Source organism: Reyranella sp., assembly GCF_004296935.1.
Lineage (GTDB): Bacteria > Pseudomonadota > Alphaproteobacteria > Reyranellales > Reyranellaceae > Reyranella.
The window spans coordinates 1-16,768 of sequence record NZ_SCVH01000007.1; the positions used below are offsets into that span (position 1 = coordinate 1).

Annotated in this window: 16 protein-coding genes; 7 read left to right on the plus strand and 9 right to left on the minus strand. The window is 67.2% G+C overall.

The features are described 5' to 3' along the window. From EPO55_RS00510 to EPO55_RS00540, 7 genes are all read right to left on the minus strand, one after another. The coding region (locus EPO55_RS00510) for an adenosylhomocysteinase (RefSeq protein WP_296334418.1) at window positions 1–806 on the minus strand (806 nt) is incomplete at its 3' end. A 140-nt stretch (window positions 807–946) separates the two neighbouring features. Further along, window positions 947–1,258: an HPr family phosphocarrier protein gene (locus EPO55_RS00515; RefSeq protein ID WP_296334419.1), complete on the minus strand. Its 312-nt coding sequence runs from the start codon at window positions 1,256–1,258 to the stop codon at window positions 947–949. Then, complete coding sequence (locus tag EPO55_RS00520; RefSeq protein WP_296334420.1) at window positions 1,255–1,659, minus strand: PTS sugar transporter subunit IIA; 405 nt, start codon at window positions 1,657–1,659, stop codon at window positions 1,255–1,257. The genes EPO55_RS00515 and EPO55_RS00520 overlap by 4 nt, the downstream gene beginning before the upstream one ends. Window positions 1,660–1,674: 15 nt before the next feature. Next, the gene (gene rapZ / locus EPO55_RS00525; RefSeq protein ID WP_296334421.1) at window positions 1,675–2,628 is read right to left on the minus strand and encodes an RNase adapter RapZ; all 954 of its coding nucleotides are present in this window, start codon (window positions 2,626–2,628) and stop codon (window positions 1,675–1,677) included. Continuing rightward, window positions 2,625–3,077, minus strand: coding sequence for an HPr kinase/phosphatase C-terminal domain-containing protein (locus EPO55_RS00530; RefSeq protein ID WP_296334422.1), 453 nt, complete (start codon window positions 3,075–3,077; stop codon window positions 2,625–2,627). The genes rapZ and EPO55_RS00530 overlap by 4 nt, the downstream gene beginning before the upstream one ends. A gap of 2 nt (window positions 3,078–3,079) precedes the next feature. Then, the gene (locus EPO55_RS00535) at window positions 3,080–4,858 is read right to left on the minus strand and encodes a stimulus-sensing domain-containing protein (RefSeq protein ID WP_296334423.1); all 1,779 of its coding nucleotides are present in this window, start codon (window positions 4,856–4,858) and stop codon (window positions 3,080–3,082) included. Continuing rightward, complete coding sequence (locus tag EPO55_RS00540; protein ID WP_296334424.1) at window positions 4,827–5,522, minus strand: response regulator transcription factor; 696 nt, start codon at window positions 5,520–5,522, stop codon at window positions 4,827–4,829. Before EPO55_RS00540 ends, EPO55_RS00535 begins: the two co-directional genes overlap by 32 nt. A 132-nt stretch (window positions 5,523–5,654) precedes the next feature. Between EPO55_RS00540 and EPO55_RS00545 the strand changes: the two genes are divergently transcribed. The 7 genes from EPO55_RS00545 to EPO55_RS00575 all read left to right on the plus strand — a co-directional run bounded on the left by EPO55_RS00545 (window position 5,655) and on the right by EPO55_RS00575 (window position 12,856). Further along, window positions 5,655–6,374 carry a DUF2470 domain-containing protein gene (locus tag EPO55_RS00545; protein WP_296334425.1) on the plus strand — a complete coding sequence of 240 codons (720 nt, stop codon included), beginning with the start codon at window positions 5,655–5,657 and terminating at the stop codon, window positions 6,372–6,374. A 162-nt stretch (window positions 6,375–6,536) separates the two neighbouring features. Further along, the gene (locus EPO55_RS00550; RefSeq protein WP_296334426.1) at window positions 6,537–8,144 is read left to right on the plus strand and encodes a phosphoenolpyruvate carboxykinase; all 1,608 of its coding nucleotides are present in this window, start codon (window positions 6,537–6,539) and stop codon (window positions 8,142–8,144) included. A 63-nt stretch (window positions 8,145–8,207) separates the two neighbouring features. Beyond that, on the plus strand, window positions 8,208–10,070 hold the full coding sequence (locus EPO55_RS00555) for an adenylate/guanylate cyclase domain-containing protein (RefSeq protein WP_296334427.1): 1,863 nt from the start codon (window positions 8,208–8,210) through the stop codon (window positions 10,068–10,070). 84 nt (window positions 10,071–10,154) lie between these two features. Further along, window positions 10,155–11,348, plus strand: a complete 1,194-nt coding sequence (locus EPO55_RS00560; RefSeq protein WP_296334428.1) for a DUF3300 domain-containing protein — start codon at window positions 10,155–10,157, stop codon at window positions 11,346–11,348. Further along, window positions 11,345–12,265 carry a DUF2950 domain-containing protein gene (locus tag EPO55_RS00565; RefSeq protein WP_296334429.1) on the plus strand — a complete coding sequence of 307 codons (921 nt, stop codon included), beginning with the start codon at window positions 11,345–11,347 and terminating at the stop codon, window positions 12,263–12,265. Before EPO55_RS00560 ends, EPO55_RS00565 begins: the two co-directional genes overlap by 4 nt. A gap of 22 nt (window positions 12,266–12,287) precedes the next feature. Continuing rightward, window positions 12,288–12,509, plus strand: a complete 222-nt coding sequence (locus tag EPO55_RS00570) for a hypothetical protein (protein ID WP_296334430.1) — start codon at window positions 12,288–12,290, stop codon at window positions 12,507–12,509. A gap of 14 nt (window positions 12,510–12,523) precedes the next feature. Further along, complete coding sequence (locus EPO55_RS00575) at window positions 12,524–12,856, plus strand: hypothetical protein (protein ID WP_296334431.1); 333 nt, start codon at window positions 12,524–12,526, stop codon at window positions 12,854–12,856. A gap of 281 nt (window positions 12,857–13,137) precedes the next feature. On the opposite strand, the gene EPO55_RS00580 is transcribed toward EPO55_RS00575, so the two are convergent. Beyond that, window positions 13,138–13,755, minus strand: a complete 618-nt coding sequence (locus EPO55_RS00580) for a glutathione S-transferase (RefSeq protein ID WP_296334432.1) — start codon at window positions 13,753–13,755, stop codon at window positions 13,138–13,140. 22 nt (window positions 13,756–13,777) lie between these two features. Further along, entirely contained in the window at window positions 13,778–16,696 is a 2,919-nt protein-coding gene (polA, locus tag EPO55_RS00585; protein WP_296334433.1) for a DNA polymerase I, read from the minus strand. Between the last annotated feature and the right edge of the window lie 72 nt (window positions 16,697–16,768).

The window sequence follows — 16,768 nt, forward strand, 5'->3', positions numbered from 1 at the left end:
GCCTGGCGCAGCGAGGCGGCCGAGCCCTTGCCGACGTCGCCGAAGCCCGCGACCATCGCCACCTTGCCCGACATCATCACGTCGGTGCCGCGGCGGATGCCGTCGACCAGCGATTCACGGCAGCCGTAGAGATTGTCGAACTTCGACTTGGTGACGGAGTCGTTCACGTTGATGGCCGGCCACAGGAGCTTGCCTTCCTTCGCCATGTTGTAGAGGCGATGCACGCCCGTCGTCGTCTCCTCGGTCACGCCGCGGATCGACTTGCCGAGCTTGGCATACCAGCCGGGCTTGGCCTTGTTGGTCTTGGCGATCGCCTTGTAGAGGACTTCCTCCTCTTCGTTGGTCGGCTTGGCGATCAGCGAGGCATCCTTCTCCGCCCGCGCACCGAGATGGACCAGCAGGGTGGCGTCACCGCCGTCATCGAGGATCATGTTCGGCTCGCCGCCGTCGCCCCACTCGAAGATCTTGTGGGTGTAGTCCCAGTATTCCTCGAGGCTCTCGCCCTTGATTGCGAACACCGGCGTGCCGGCCTTGGCGATCGCCGCGGCGGCATGGTCCTGCGTCGAGTAGATGTTGCACGAGGCCCAGCGCACGTCGGCGCCCAGCGCCTTCAGCGTCTCGATCAGCACGCCGGTCTGGATGGTCATGTGCAGCGACCCCGCGATGCGGGCACCCTTCAGCGGCTTCTTCGGCCCGTATTCCTTGCGGATCGACATCAGGCCCGGCATCTCGGTCTCGGCCATGTCGAGTTCCTTGCGGCCCCAGTCGGCGAGCCCGATATCCTTGACGATGTAATCCTGGGCCATGTGGCGCTCCTGAAGTGCGGCTGAGGGGGAAGCGGGCGTGTCATATCAGCGGCCCGGCACCGCCTCAACGCGCCGTATGCGCATATAAGCAAGAATTTATGGGCAGATAACCGGCGCTTTATGCCGCCGGGCCGTCCGGCTCAATCCTCGCCGAATTTGCCCTCGACCAGGGCGGAAAGGGCGGCCATGGCCTCCGCCGCCTGGCGGCCCGAGCAGACGAGTTCGATTTCGCAGCCGATGCCGGCGCTCAACATCATCAGCCCCATGATCGACAGGCCGGACACTTCCTCGCCCTTGAAACTGACGCGCACGACCGAATCGAACTGGCCGGCGGTGCGCACGAACTTGGCAGCGGCGCGGGCATGCAGGCCGCGCTTGTTGGCGATCCCCAAGGTCCGGCGGAGAGTCCCGACGCCGGCGTCGGCCGCGCCCAAAGACGCGGCTTCGTTCACGAGGCTTCCTTGGCCAGGATGCGCGAGGCGACGGTGATGTACTTGCGGCCGGCCTCCTGGGCCATGCGCACGGCTTCGGCGATCGGCCGTGTGCGGACGCTGGCGAGCTTGACCAGCATTGGCAGATTGACGCCGGCCAGCACCTCGATGTGCGCCTGCTCCATGATCGAGATCGCGAGGTTGGAAGGCGTACCGCCGAACATGTCGGTCAGCACGATGACGCCTTCACCCGTATCGCAGGCACGAGCCCGTTCGAGGATCTCGGCGCGCCTCTTTTCCATGTCGTCGTCGGCGCCGATGCAGACTGTCGAGACGCATTGCTGCGGACCAACGACATGTTCGAGCGCGGCCAAAAACTCACGCGCCAGATTGCCGTGGGTCACCAGTACGATACCAATCATCCGTCCCCGTCCGGTTTACCCTGTACCGCCCGGCCCCCCGGCCCCGTCGGCGTCTCGGTGGGTGAGAGTGACCGAGCGGCCGGCGCCGCGCAACCAGTCTGCCAGCGCCTCCGCAACCGCCACGGAGCGGTGGCGACCGCCGGTACAGCCCACGGCAATGGTCAAATAGCTCTTTCCCTCTGCGTCAAAACGCGGCAGCAGGGGCCCGACAAGCCCCCTCAGATGCTTGAGGAAAGGGGCGTAATCGGGATCGGTTGCAATGAAGGACGCAACGGCAGGATCGCGGCCGGTCAGCGGTTTCAGGGCCGGCTCGTAGTGCGGGTTCTTCAGGAAGCGCGCATCGAACACGAGGTCGGCCTCGCGCGGCAGGCCGCGGCGGAACGAGAACGACATCACCGACAGGCGGATACCGACGCGTGGGCCCAGGGCGAAGTGGCCGGCGAGCACCTGCTTGAGTGCATGTGGCGACAGCGCCGAGGTGTCGATCACGAGGTCGGCGATATCGCGCATCCAGCCGATCTGCCGGCGTTCCTCCACGATGCTGTCGATCACCGGCCGGTCGGGCGCCAGCGGATGGGGGCGACGCGACTCGGTGTAGCGGCGCTGAAGCACTTCGGTATCGCATTCGAGGTACAGCAGCTTCGCGTCGAGGTCGGGACGCTGACGCAGCTTGCGCACGCGGCGGACCAGTTCCTGCGGGTCGAACCCGAACGTGCGGGTATCGACACCGAAGGCCAACGGCGGGGCGGTCGTGCCCGAACCACCTGCGGTCGAACGCATCAGGTCGCCGAGCAGCGGCAGTGGCATGTTGTCGACCGCGACGTAGCCCATGTCCTCGAGTGCATTCAGTGCTGTCATCCGGCCGGCGCCGGACAGGCCGGTCACCAGGACGAACCGGCGCCGTACGCTTGCGGCGATCTGGGACGAAGGGGACGGGCTGTCGGGCATGGGCTGGACAGCGGCGATCATGCGGCTTCGATTTGCGCCACGGCAAGGCGCAACTTGGCCGCGGCCGAGACCTCGAACGGCGCCAGCGCCAGCACGGGCAGATCGACGCCCAGCAGATTTTCCTTGGCCGAGTCGGGCAGCCGCTCGATGCGGTCGGCCGGCGCCAGATCAACCAGCAGAGACAGCGGCGCCCGCGCCAGCACCTGCCCCTGCGCGAGCTTCACGATGCCGACGCCGCGCACCTCGATCAGGCCGGCGAGCGTGGCCGGGGCAGTCGCGATCAGGGTGCGTCCGCTTCGGGTGAGGCGGGTCTGGTCATCGGCCACGAGGCGGCCGCCCGCCTCGATCAGGCGCAACGCGAGATCGGACTTGCCGGCGCCCGAGGGCCCGCGCAGCAACACCGCCCGCCAGGTCCGGCCCGACGACGTTCCAAGGGGCCGAAGGGCGACGCAGGTCGCGTGCACGAGCATCGTCATTTTCGGGTGTTGGCGGCGGGAATGCGGATCGTGAAGCGCGCACCCAGAATCCTTCCATCCGGTGCGCGGCGATTGCTGGCGGCGATCGAACCGCCGTAGGTCTCCATGATCTGCCGGCAGATCGAGAGGCCCAGTCCCGAATGCTGACCGAAGTGCTCGATCGGGCGCTCCGAGTAGAAGCGTTCGAAGATCGATTCGAGATTCTCCTCGGGAATGCCCGGCCCTTCATCGTCGATCGTGACGACGAAAGGTCCGCCGCGCGGCTCGCGACTCAGTTCGACCACAATCCGCGAGTTGGGTGGGCCGAACGACAAGGCATTGTCGATGACATTGCGAAACACCTGGCCGTAACGGCCGTCGTGGCCGTGCGCGGCGAACGGCGGGTTGGCGGCGACCCGGAAATCGATCTCGACGCCGGCCTTGCGTGCGGTGCTGGCGGCATAGTGACCGACCATGTCGGCCAGGAGGCCGTGCAGGTCGACGGCCTTCACCTCTCCGCGCATCAGCTCGGCGTCGAGACGCGAGGCATCCGAGATGTCGGAGATCAGCCGGTTCAGTCGGTTGATGTCGTCCATCACGATGGCCATCAGCCTGTCGCGGCGTTCCGCGTCGAGGTCCGGCCGCGCCGCCATCTCGATGGCGGAACGCAAGGAGGTGAGGGGGTTCTTGAGTTCGTGCGCCACGTCGGCGGCAAAGCTCTCGATGGTGTTGATGCGCTGCCAAAGCGCGTTGGTCATCGAGCGCAGCGCATCATTCAGGTCGCCGATCTCGTCGCCGCGCTTTCCAAGGTCGGGAATCTCCGGCCGGTTCTCCCGCGCGAGACGCACCTCGTCGGCGGCCCTCGCCAGCCGCACGATCGGCTGAGTAATGGTGCCGGCGAGATAGAGCGAGAGCAGCACCGTGATGCCGAGCGCCGCCGCCGCGATGGTCATCATGTCGTAGCGGATCTGCCGCAAGGAGGCGGCGATAGCGCGATTGTCCCGGGTGAGGATCAGCGCCCCCAACACCTGCTTGTAGCGTTGCACCGGCACCGCGGCGCTCATGATCAGACGGCCGTCGGCGGCGATACGCACCGCCGATGCATTGAACCCGCGCAGTGCGCTCGCGGCCTCCGGATAGTCGCGAACGGAGGGTGTCGCGCGTTCGACATAGTCCGGAAAACGGTCTGCCCGCGACAATTGCCGGGCAATCCAGTCGCTCACCTTGTCGGCGACGGGGATCTCGCTGACGGCAGGCGCCTCGGGCGGCGGCAGCGGGACGCTGTGGATGCGGCCAACCTCGCTCAGAAAATCCGAATCTCCCAGAAGGTCGCCGGTCTCGCTGAACAGGCGGGCCCGCACGCCGGTCGGACGCACCAGCCGGGTCAGAAGCTGACGCGCGGCATCGGCGTCCAGCCGGTTGACCGTGGCCTCGCCGCCGACCACGGCGACCTCTCCGATACCTGCTGCCACCATCTCGCCCTGGACCAGCAGCGAGGCGAGCTCGGCGTCGATCAGCTCGTCCTCGTAGTCGCTGAGGTAAACGGCGCCTAGCGTCAGCAGGGCCACGGGCACGATGTTGAGAAGCAGGATGCGGCGGGTGAGCGGGGAATGACGCCGTTCGCTGCGCCTGCGCCGCAACAACGACGGCGATTCGGCTGCGGGCGAGGGCGCACGGGCGCGCCAACCGGCCGGTATCAGCCGGCCGAGCGCCGCCACCAATCGCGAACCGAACGCTTGTCGCGCCGCCTGGCGCCGGCCCGGTTCAGGCGTCGCGGTATCGGTATCCAATGCCATAGAGCGTTTCGATCTGCTCGAATTCGCCGTCGACCTCGCGGAACTTGCGGCGCACCCGCTTGATGTGGCTGTCGATGGTGCGATCGTCGACGTAGATCGTCTCGCCGTAGGCGGCATCCATCAGCTGGTCGCGGTTCTTGACGTGGCCAGGCCGCTCGGCGAGCGACTTCAGGAGCAGGAACTCGGTGACCGTCAGGTGCACCTCCTTGCCCTTCCAGGTGCATTGATGCCGGCTGGGATCGAGCACCAGTTCGCCGCGCACGACGCGCTCGGCGGCGGTCTCGCCCTTGGCGGTGCCCGTGTCGGCGCGCCGCAGCACGGCGCGGATACGCTCGAGCAGCAGGCGCTGCGAGAACGGCTTGCGGATGAAATCGTCGGCGCCCATCCGCAGTCCCAGCACTTCGTCGATTTCCTCGTCCTTGGAGGTGAGGAAGATTACCGGGAAGTGCTGTGTCTTGCGGATGCGGTTCAGCAGCTCCATGCCATCCATGCGCGGCATCTTGATGTCGAAGATCGCGAGGTCGGGCGGCGCCTGGTTGAGGCCTTCCAGTGCCGAGGCGCCGTCATTGTAGGTCTTGATCTGGAAGCCCTCGGCTTCGAGCAGCATCGACACAGACGTGAGGATGTTGCGGTCGTCGTCGACGAGGGCGATGTTCTTGCGCACGGCGTGGATTCTCCTGACAGGCAAGGCGGATAGTGGTTGAATGGTAACACGACCGGGGCGTTGCCGCCGCTGCCACGATCGGCCATCGATATCCGTGAATTAAGGCTGTTTTGCCCCGAAATGATTGAAGATATGTCACGCACGGTCCGCGCCCTGCTGCGCGGACTCGATCGCGCCACCCTCGCAACCGCCCTGCCGCCTCCCCCGGGAGGCGAAAGAGGTGCCGCCTGGCCCTATGCCTCGCTGGTGCTGGTGGCGGTCGATCACGACCTGTCGCCGGTCCTGCTGCTGAGCGACCTGGCCGAGCATACGAAGGCCATCAGCTCTGATAGTCGGGTGTCGCTGCTTTTCGACGGCACCGGCGGCCTCGACCAACCGCTGACCGGTGCCAGGGTCACGCTGCTCGGGCGCGCCCTCAGGACCACCGACGAACGGCTCGGCCAGCGCTTTCTCGCCCGCCATCCGGACGCCGCGATGTACGCGGGCTTCAAGGACTTCCACTTCTACCGGATCGCCCTGGATCGGGCCCATCTGGTTGCCGGCTTCGGCAAGATCCGCTGGCTGGATGCGGCCGACCTGCTGCCTGGACCGGCGCCGGCCGGCCTGGCCGAGAGCGAAGCTGGTATCGTCAGTCACATGAACCAGGACCACGCCGACGCCCTCCAACTCTACGCCCAGAAGCTGCTGGGGCTGCCGGGAAGCGACTGGCGGATGACGGGGATCGACGCCGAGGGCATCGACCTGCGGCAGGCCGGACGAGTTGCCCGGCTGCCGTTCGATCAACCGCTCACCAACGCCGCCGAGGCGCGCAAGGTGCTGGTCTCCCTGGTTGGCCGAGCCAGGGCGGCCTGATCTGCCGCCGCCTGATTCCGCGCCGCGGGATGGCCTTCGCAGGTGCGGTAGCTGATCCACATGATCCCCGAAACTAACTGTCGCAGCCCCTTGCCACCCCTTGGCCACACCAGTAGCGCATAGGGCGCCATAGGATCAGCCGTACAAACCGGGAGAAACGCCGTGCATCAGGCGGGCTTCGTCGTTCCCAAAGTTGGACTAGAGACGCTCGGATTGAAGAACCCGGGTAACGTCTATTGGAACCTCCAGGTTCCCTCGCTCTACGAGGAGGCGATCCGTCGTCGCGAGGGCACGGTGGCCGAAGGCGGCGCCTTCGTGGTGCGCACCGGTGTGCATACGGGCCGTTCGCCCAACGACAAGTTCTTTGTCGAGGACGGCCAGTCCAAGGGCCGCATCGACTGGGGCAAGACCAATAAACCGATCTCCCCGGAGCGCTATCGCGCCCTCTACAACCGCATGCTCGCCTATGCCCAGCGCCGCGACCTGTTCGTGCGCGACTGCTGGGCCGGCGCCGATCCCGCGCACCGCATCGGGGTGCGCGTGATCAACGAGACGGCGTGGCACAATCTGTTCGCCCGCAACATGTTCCTGCGGCCGAGGCCCGACGAGCTTCTGGGATTCAAGCCCGACTTCACCATCCTCAACCTGCCCGGCTTCCAGGCCGAGCCGGCACTCGATGGGACGGCATCGGATTGCGCGGTGCTGGTGAATTTCACCGATCGCGTCGTGGCGATCTGCGGCACCTGGTACGCCGGCGAGATCAAGAAGTCGGTCTTCACCATCCTGAACTACCTGCTGCCCGACAAGAACGTGCTGCCCATGCACGCTTCGGCCAACCTCGGGCCGAAGGGCGACGTGGCGATCTTCTTTGGCCTGTCGGGCACCGGCAAGACGACGCTGTCGGCCGATCCGTCGCGCACGTTGATCGGCGACGACGAGCATGGCTGGGGCGAGACCAGCCTCTTCAATTTCGAGGGCGGCTGCTACGCCAAGGTGATCAAGCTTTCGCGCGAGGCCGAGCCTGAGATCTACGCCACGACCGAGCGCTTCGGCACGGTGCTGGAGAACGTCGTGCACGATCCGGCGAGCGGCCGGCTCGATCTCGACGATGGCAAGCACACCGAGAACACCCGCGCCTGCTATCCGCTCGATTTCATTCCCAATGCCTCGACCTCCGGCATCGCCGGCACGCCCGAGAACATCGTCATGCTGACGGCCGACGCCTTCGGTGTGTTGCCCCCGATCTCGCAGCTCAGTCCCGAGCAGGCGATGTATCACTTCCTCTCGGGCTATACCGCGCGCGTTGCCGGCACCGAGAAGGGCGTCACCGAACCGCAGGCCACCTTCTCGACCTGCTTCGGCGCCCCCTTCATGCCGCGCCATCCCACGGTCTACGCCAAGATGCTGGGCGAGAAGATGGCCCGCCAGCATGTCAAATGCTGGCTGGTCAACACCGGCTGGTCGGGTGGTGGCTTCGGCGTCGGTGAGCGGATGTCGATCCGGCATACCCGCGCCATGGTCCGCGCCGCGCTCGATGGCACGCTGGCGACGGTTGCCTCGGTGGCCGATCCGCACTTCGGCATGCAGGTGCCCAGCGCCTGCCCGGACGTGCCGGGCGAGGTGCTGAACCCCAAGAACACCTGGAAAGACAAGAAAGCCTACGACAGCGCCGCTCGCGACGTCGCCAAGCGCTTCGAGGCCAACTTCCAGCAGTTCGAGAGCCACGTCGACGGCAAGGTGAACCAGGCCGCAATCCGCGCCGCCGCCTGACCGCCGTCACACGGTCGCCCCCATGGTCGCGTCGGACCGTGGGACGCCGTATGATGGTCGGGCTTGAGCAACCTTCCTGACGCATCCCCTTCGGTCGCGGTCCCGGTCGCGGTTCTGCCTCGCCGGCCCTGGCGCCTGCCGCTGATCGCGGCGCTCGCGCTGGCGTTCGCTTCGTTGGCGCTGATATCGGGCATTGCCTACATCGCGGTGCTGGCAGGCGCCACGGGCACCGCCGAGCGGCTGCTGGTCGATCGGGCCGAGCGTGTCGTCGATGCCCAGGTGGCGATGATCCGCAGCCGGCTCGATCCCGTTGCCGACCATCTCGAGCTGATTGCCGCCCTCGCCGCCGCCGGCCGCATCGACATCGAGTCGCCGGTCGCCGTGCGCGAGGCGCTGGCCGTGATGATGGCGCGCGTGCCGGCGGTCTCGGCTGCGGCCTTCGCCACCCTCGACCTCCAGCTCCATCGCGCCACGCGCCATCCCGACGGGCAGGTAACGCGCGATACCCTCTCGCTGGTCAACCTGCCGCAGGGCATGGAGCGGTTTCGCCAGTTGCAGACGTCGCACGGCACCTTTTGGGGCGCCCTGTTCTGGAGCGAGCAGCTGAAGCAGCCGGTGCTCAACGTGCGGACGCCGGTGCGCCGCATCGACGATGCCTTCATCGGCGGCCTGATCGCCACCGTGGCGGTCGGCGACCTTTCCTATCTGATCGGCGACGCCAGCCAGGGTACGGAAGGCCGCTACTTCATCCTGGTCGGGCGCGACAAGGTCCTGGCGCACCGCCGTCTGGTCGATCCGCGCGGTCTCGGCCTCTCCGAAGAGAAACCGCTGCCCACCATCAAGGAAGTGGGCGACCCGGTCCTCGCGAATTTCTGGGACCCGCCGGTGCGCTCGGCGCGGATCGACAAGGCGCTCGGCAGCTTCGGTCGCGTCATCTTTGCCGAGGGGCGGCAATGGGTGTTCGTCTACCGCGAGATCCGGCGCTATGGCCCCGATCCATGGCTGGTCGGCCAGTACTACCCGCTCGAGGAAGCAACCGGCGATCTCGACCGGCTGACCAACGGTGCCATCGTCGGCGCCGCCTCGCTGGCCGTCGCGATCCTGCTTGCGTTGCTGATGGGTCTCAGCATGGCGCGCTCGATTCGCACCATCACCTCGGCGGCCGAGTCGATCGAGCGGCTGGAATTCGAGCATCCGCTGCACAAGCGCTCGCGTCTGCGCGAGATCGACGACGCCGGGCAAAGCCTCGACAAGGCCCGCGGCGCCCTGAAGTGGTTCGGCGCCTACGTGCCGCATCGGCTCGTCTTCCGGTTGATGGAGCTCGGCGAAAGTGCGGTGGTTTCGCGCCGCCGCGACGTCAGCGTGATGTTCACCGACATCGTCGGCTTCACGCCACAGGCCGAGGACCTGCGGGAGCAGGAGACGGCCGACATGCTCAACCATCATTTCGCGCTGCTCGGTGCCTGCATCGACCAGGACCAGGGCGTGATCGACAAGTATATCGGCGACTGCGTGATGGCGGTGTGGGGCGGTCTCTCCAAGATGGAAGACCACGCCGACCATGCGGTCCATGCGGCGCTCGAGATGGCGCGCGTGATCCGCGAGGACAATCTGCAACGCGCTGCCGTCGGGAAGACGCCCGTCCGCCTGCGCATCGGCGTGCATTCCGGTCCGGTCGTGGTCGGCAACATCGGAGCACCGGGCCGCGTCAACTACACCGTGGTGGGCGACACGGTGAATGTCGCGCAGCGCCTGGAACAGCTCGGCAAGGAGTTCATGCGCGAGGACGAGGACGTGATCGTCCTGGTCAGCGGCGACACCATTGCCGCCATGAAGCACCCGGAAGCGCTGGGGGAGTTGCCCACACCCGAACTGCGCCACGTCAAGGGTCGCGAGGAGCCGGAACAGGTTTATCGCCTCGTGTGAAGCGCCGCGCGCTGGACGCGAAGTGCCATTCAAAGGTAGTGTGCCGCTGCGTAATGGCGTGAGTTCGAGAGGCAAAAGAAGCACATGGAACGGCGCAAACTCCTTGCATTGTCGACGGCCATGCTGGCCCTTGCCCCGCTCCGTTCGCTGCACGCCCAGAGCACCGCGAGTGCCGCCAAGCCCTACACGCCCGAGCAGCTCGACCAGATGCTGGCGCCGATCGCGCTCTATCCCGACGCGCTGCTGGCGCAGACCCTGATGGCCGCGGGTTATCCGCTGGAAGTGGTCGAGGCGGCGCGCTGGTCGGCGGCCAACCCCGCCCTCAAGGGCGATGCGGCGGTGGCCGCGGTCAAGGACAAGAGCTGGGATGTCAGCGTCAAGTCGCTGACCGCCTTCCCCCAGGTCCTCAAGATGATGAACGACCAGCTCGACTGGACCCAGAAGGTCGGCGACGCGATGATCGCGCAGCAGAAGGACGTGGCCGATTCCGTCCAGCGCCTGCGGGCCAAGGCGGCGGCGGCCGGCAACCTCAAGACCACGCCGCAGCAGAAGGTGACGACGCAGCCGGCGGCGACGGGTGGCAGCAGCACGATCGTGATCGAGCCGGCCAATCCCGAGATGATCTACGTGCCGTACTACAATCCGGCCTGGGCCTACGGGCCGTGGCCCTATCCGGCCTATCCGCCACCGTATTATCCGCCGCCGCCCAACTACGGCGCGGCGTTGATGACCGGCATGATGTTCGGCGTCGGCCTCGCCGCCGGTGCCGCCATGTTCGGCGGCTGGAACTGGAACCACGGCAACACCTACGTCAACGTCAACCGTGCGACCAGCATCAGCGCCAACAACTTCAACGCCAACCACTACGCCAACGGCACCTGGTCGCACGACGCCGCCCATCGCGACGGCGTGCCCTATCGCGACCCGGCGCTGCAGCAGAAATACGGCCAGAACCGGCCGGGCTCGGCGGAGCGCGATCAGTATCGTGGCCAGCAGTTCCAGAACGAACTGCGCGGCGGCCAGGCCGGCCAACGCGACGGCGCCGCCCGCACCAACGCCGAGCAGCGTGCCGGCAGCGGTGAGCGCACCGGCGCCGGCGAGCGGGCCGGAGAACGGTCTGGGGCCGGCACCCGGCCGGCGTCGGAGGGCCGCAGCGGCGGCGCCTTCAACGGCGTCGATCGCGGTCAGCAGGTCAATCGCGAGTCGCAGCGCGGCAGTTCGTACAGCGGGGGCGGGCGTGGTTTTGGCGGCGGCGGCGGCCGCGGAGGTCGGCGATGAACGGTTCACTTCTGCGCCGCGGCCTTCTGGCGCTCGCCCTGGTCGCCGGCCTCGCCGCCACGGCGGTGGCCCAGCCGGCGGCAAAGCCCCAGGGCTTTCCGACCGCCGAGGCGGCGGCGGACGCCCTCACCGCTGCGGTCCGCAGCAAGAATGTGAAGGCGATAGCGGCGATGTTCGGCGCCGGCTGGCGCGACTTCGTGCCGGCCGATCTCGATGAGCGCGATCGCCGGCGCACCGCTTATCTCGCTGCCTGGGACGAAAGCCACAAGGTCGCCGTCTCGGACGGCACCAAGGCCGTGGTCGAGGTCGGCAAGGCCGGTTGGACACTGCCCGTCCCGATCGTGAAGGACGGCGCGGAGTGGCGCTTCGACCTCGAGGCTGGCCGCCAGGAAATGTGGGCTCGCCTGATCGGCCGCGACGAACTCGCCGTCATCCAGACCATGCTGGCGCTCGTCGATGCCCAGCGCGACTACGCCGCCCTCGACCCGATGAAGACCGGCGCGCCGGCCTATGCCCGCCGCTTGCTGAGTTCGCCGGGCAAGAAGGACGGCCTCTACTGGGAGGCGCCGGCCGGCCAGCCGCCGAGTCCGCTCGGTCCGGCCGTGGCCAAGGCGCAGGCCGGCTCGAGCACACCCGACGGCCACTACGGCTACAACTTCCGCCTGCTCTATGCCCAGGGACCGGCGGCGCCGGGCGGTGCCCGTGACTACATCGTCAACGGCCGCATGATCGGCGGTTTCGCCGCCATCGCCTGGCCGGTGCGCTACGGCGAGACCGGCGTGATGACCTTCATCGTCAGCCAGAGCGGCGACGTCTACCAGCGCGATCTCGGGCCCGAGACAGCGCAGCGCGCGGCAGCCATCGCGACGTTCAATCCGGACAAGGACTGGACGAAGGCCGATATGACGCCCCCATGAGGGGCCTTTCCGGGAGAGAGTCATGATCAAGACCAAGATCCTCGCGCTGTTCGTCGTGGCGGGCATGTTGGGCGGCTGCAACCAGAGCCTGTCGGACGGCCAGACCGGTGCCATCGTCGGCGCAGCGGCGGGCACCGGCATCGGCCTGGTGACCGGCGGCAGCTTCGGCGCGGTGGTCGGCGCCGGCCTGATCGGCGGCGCGGTCGGCTATCTCGGCGGCACCGCCATCGGCAACAGCAAGTGAGCGGGAGCGCCACCATGACCTCCAGAACCCTCTTCGTTGCCGGCGCGTTGCTCCTCGCGTCGACCGCCGCGCAGGCCCAGGTCGCTCCGACCAACTTCGACCAGGCCGCCTACATCACCTGCAAGGAGGCGCACGCCATGGCGCCGGAGCCGCGCAAGATGCTGGCGACGTACCTTGCCAATCATGCCGCGGCCTATCGCGGCGTGGTCGTCCCCGACGGCGATCTGGGGACCCACATCGCGCTCCTGGTCCGCGGCGGCTGCACCCTGGCGCCCGACGCCTACCTGTTCACGGTGATCGACCGGGCGATCCTGGCCGAGATGGCGAAGCTGCCGAAGCGCAAGTAGCGCCGCGGGTGGACCATTTCCCGGCACAGCTCGTTGTGCCATCGAGTGTCCCGCCGCCTGTGCCAAAAATCCGGGTCAAGTCCTTGATCCGGCTGTGCAATCGCCCCCTGATGAACTGTGCCACGGGGGCCGGCCGCTGCTGAAGATTGAGTGTCTGGAAAATCGGCGGCCAAACGGTCCGTCATGGACCATGAAAAACGCCCGCCGGATCTCTCCGGCGGGCGTCTCCCATCATGACGAAAAATATAGCCGAAACCTGCTGAACCTGCAAATCGGACTGCTCAGGTCATCTTGACCATGATGTGCTTGGCATAGGCCGGGCGCGTCGAGAGGCGCTCGTACCAGGCTTTCAGGTTCTTGAGCTCCGGCCGCTCGATATCGAGCGCGTACCAGCGATAGGCGAAGCAGCCGACCGGGATGTCGCCCATGGTGAAGTGGTCGCCGCCGACGTAGCGGCGACCGGTCAGCCAGCCGTCGAGCCGGCCGAACAGCCGGCCGGCGTCCTCCGCGGCCTTCCTGATGGCCGCCATGTCGCGCTTCTCCGGTGGGGTGCGCACCAGGCCCCAGAAGGCGATGCGCATGGGCTCGGAGATGGTGCTGAGCTGCCAGTCCATCCAGCGGTCGGCCTCGCTGCGCGCCCCTGGATCCTGCGGCCACAGCGTGCCGGCGGCATACTTGGCCGAGAGGTAGCGCACCGCCGAATTGCTCTCCCAAATGATGCGTCCGCCGTCGTCGATGGTCGGCACGACGCCGTTGGGGTTCATGTCGAGGTACCATTTCTGGTCGTTGCCGCCGAACGGCCCACCGACGTCGGTGCGCTCGTATTTGAGACCGCACTCGTCGGCCGCCCACAGAACCTTCTGCACGTTGATCGAATTGGCACGACCCCAGATCTTCATTGCTCGCTTTCCCTCCCCAATGTCAGTGCGCGGCGGCCCAGTTGTCGCCGACGCCGGTATCGACGACCAGCGGCACCGAGAGTTTGGCGGCGCCCTCCATCACGGTGCGCGCCACCTGCTTGGTCTTGTCGAGCTCCTTGTCGGGCACCTCGAACAGCAGCTCGTCGTGCACCTGCAGCAGCATCCGGGCCCTGAGCTTCGCCCCGGCCAGCGCCGCCGGCACGCGGATCATCGCCTTCTTGATGATGTCGGCGGCGCCGCCCTGCAGCGGCGCGTTGATCGCCGCGCGCTCGGCGAAGGCACGCAGGCCCTGCGCCTTTTCGTTGATGTACTTGAGGTGGATCTTGCGGCCGAACGGCGTCAGCACGTAGCCATGCTTGCGCGCATACTCCTTGGTCCGCTCCATGTAGTCGCGGATGCCGGGATATCGCTGGAAGTACTTGGCGATGTATTCCTTCGCCTCCTGCTGGCCGATGCCGAGCTGGTTGGCGAGGCCGAAGGCCGAGATGCCGTAGATGATGCCGAAGTTGATCGCCTTGGCGCGCCGCCGCACCAGCGGGTCCATGCCCTTGACCGGCACGCCGAACATCTCGCTCGCCGTGATGGCGTGGATGTCTTCGCCGCGTGCAAAAGCTTCCTTGAGCGAGGCGATGTCGGCCACGTGCGCCAGCAGGCGCAGCTCGATCTGGGAATAGTCGGCGCTCAAGAGCTTGTGGCCCTTCTCGGCGATGAAGGCCTGGCGGATCTTGCGGCCCTCCTCGGAGCGCACCGGGATGTTCTGCAGGTTGGGATCGGTCGAGGCGAGCCGGCCCGTGGCGGCGCCGGTCATGTGATACGAGGTGTGCACGCGGCCGGTCTTGGCGTCGACCTGGCGCACCAGCGCGTCGGTATAGGTGCCCTTGAGCTTGGCGAGCTGGCGATGTTCCAGGATTTTGACCGGCAGTGCATGTCCCTGGGCCGCGAGATCGTCCAGCACCGAGGCGTCGGTCGCCCACGAGCCGTTCTTGTTGCGCTTGCCGCCGGGCAGCTTCTGCTCGTCGAACAGGATCTCGCCCAGCTGCTTGGGCGAGCCGACGTTGAATTCGCGCCCCGCGATCTTGTGGATCTCGGTCTCGAGCTCGCCCAGGCGCTTCTCGAAATCGTTGCTGAGGTTCTTGAGCTTCAGCGCATCGACCTTGATGCCGGCCGTCTCCATGCCCAGCAGCACCGGGATCAGCGGCCGCTCGATGGTCTCGTACATGGTCGTCATGTGCTCGGGCACCAGCCTGGGCTTCAGCCGCGCCCAGAGCTGCATGGTGACGTCGGCATCCTCGGCGGCGTAGTCGCGTGCCTTGTCGAGCGGCACATGGTCGAAGCTCACCTGCTTGGCGCCGCTGCCGGCCACGTCCGAGAATTTGATCGTCGTCTGTCCCAGATGCAGCTGGGCGAGCTCGTCCATGCCGTGGTTGTTCTTGCCGGCGTCGAGCACGAAGGAGATCAGCATCGTGTCGTCGACCGGGCCGATCTCGACGCCATAGCGGCGGAACACCGTCATGTCGTACTTGATGTTCTGGCCGACTTTCAGCACCGCCGGGTCTTCCAGTAGCGGCTTCAGCGCGGCGATCGCCTTCTTGAGCGCGATCTGACCTTCGAGAAGTTTCCCGCCGTCCGCGGTCCCGCCGTCTCCGGCGAGATCGAGCGCGCCCTGCGCGCCGCCGCCCGGGGTGCGGTGCGCAAGCGGCAGGTAGGCCGCCCGCCGCCGGGTCGAATTCACGTCGCCCCATGGCCCCTCGAGCAGGGCGAGCGAGACGCCGACCAGGCCCGCATTGTTGGCGTCGAGCGCGTCGGTCTCGCAGTCGAAGGCGACCGCGCCGGCTTTCGTGGCCTCGGCGACCCATTCGGCGAGTTGCGCCTCGTTCTGGATCATCTCGTAGTCGGCGGCGGTGAAGGGCTGGTTCGACTTGGCATGCGCCTTCGGTGCGGGTTTCGGGGCGGCGGCCTCGGCCTTCGTCGCGGGGGCCGGCGTGGCGGCCGGCGCCACCGGGTTGGTAGCCTCGCCCAGTTCCTTGGTGAATTTGGCGATCAGGCTCTTGAAGCCCTGCTGCTCCAGCCACGGCAGCAGCACGTTGGGATCGGGCGCATGCTTGTCGAAGGAATCCGGATCGGCGGGTGGCGGCACGTCGTCCCTGAGTTGCACCAGCTTCTTGGAGATGCGGATCAGCTCGGCATTCTGTTCCAGCGATTCACGCCGCTTGGGCTGCTTGATCTCGGCCGAACGCTTCAGGAGCGTCTCGAGGTCGCCGAATTCATTGATGAGCAGGGCTGCAGTCTTCACACCGATGCCCGGCGCGCCCGGCACATTGTCGGTCGAATCGCCCGCCAGCGCCTGGACGTCCACGACCTTGTCGGGCGTCACGCCGAACTTCTCCATGACCTCGGCCGGCCCGACCTTGCGCATCTTCATCGGGTCCATCATGTCGACGCCCGGCCGCACGAGCTGCATCAGGTCCTTGTCGGACGACACGATGGTGCAGGTGGCGCCGGCCTCCACTGCCATGCGGGCGTAGGTCGCGATCAGATCGTCGGCCTCGAAGCCCGCCAGCTCGATGCTGGGCATGCCGAAGGCGGCGGCGGCCTCGCGGATCAGCGGGAACTGCGGGATCAGGTCTTCCGGCGGCTCCGGCCGCTGCGCCTTGTACTTGGGATAGATCTCGTTGCGGAAGGTGGTGCGCCCGGCATCGAGGATCACGGCGACATGGTCGACCTCGGGATCCTCCAGCAGTTGCACCAGCATCTTGGAGAAGCCGAACACGGCGTTGATCGGCGTGCCGTCGGGCCGGTTCATCGGCGGCAGCGCGTGATAGGCGCGGAAGATGTAGCCCGAGCCGTCGATCAGGTAGAGGTGACGGATCGGCTTGTTGTCGCCGCCGGGGGTATTCGCGGGAGCCTTGGTTTTCGCCATGGCCTAGGCCTAGCACGGAGGGCCGGGGGGAGGGGAGACACTCCGATGAAGCGTTGCGCACAGGGCCGCGCC

Bases quoted from the DNA above. Each gene is read 5' to 3' on its own strand.
- EPO55_RS00520 (WP_296334420.1), bottom strand. From the start codon at position 1,659: ATGATTGGTATCGTACTGGTGACCCACGGCAATCTGGCGCGTGAGTTT.
- rapZ (WP_296334421.1), bottom strand. From the start codon at position 2,628: ATGATCGCCGCTGTCCAGCCCATGCCCGACAGCCCGTCCCCTTCGTCC.
- EPO55_RS00530 (WP_296334422.1), bottom strand. From the start codon at position 3,077: ATGCTCGTGCACGCGACCTGCGTCGCCCTTCGGCCCCTTGGAACGTCG.
- EPO55_RS00535 (WP_296334423.1), bottom strand. From the start codon at position 4,858: ATGGCATTGGATACCGATACCGCGACGCCTGAACCGGGCCGGCGCCAG.
- EPO55_RS00545 (WP_296334425.1), top strand. From the start codon at position 5,655: ATGTCACGCACGGTCCGCGCCCTGCTGCGCGGACTCGATCGCGCCACC.
- EPO55_RS00560 (WP_296334428.1), top strand. From the start codon at position 10,155: ATGGAACGGCGCAAACTCCTTGCATTGTCGACGGCCATGCTGGCCCTT.
- EPO55_RS00565 (WP_296334429.1), top strand. From the start codon at position 11,345: ATGAACGGTTCACTTCTGCGCCGCGGCCTTCTGGCGCTCGCCCTGGTC.
- EPO55_RS00570 (WP_296334430.1), top strand. From the start codon at position 12,288: ATGATCAAGACCAAGATCCTCGCGCTGTTCGTCGTGGCGGGCATGTTG.
- EPO55_RS00575 (WP_296334431.1), top strand. From the start codon at position 12,524: ATGACCTCCAGAACCCTCTTCGTTGCCGGCGCGTTGCTCCTCGCGTCG.
- EPO55_RS00580 (WP_296334432.1), bottom strand. From the start codon at position 13,755: ATGAAGATCTGGGGTCGTGCCAATTCGATCAACGTGCAGAAGGTTCTG.
- polA (WP_296334433.1), bottom strand. From the start codon at position 16,696: ATGGCGAAAACCAAGGCTCCCGCGAATACCCCCGGCGGCGACAACAAG.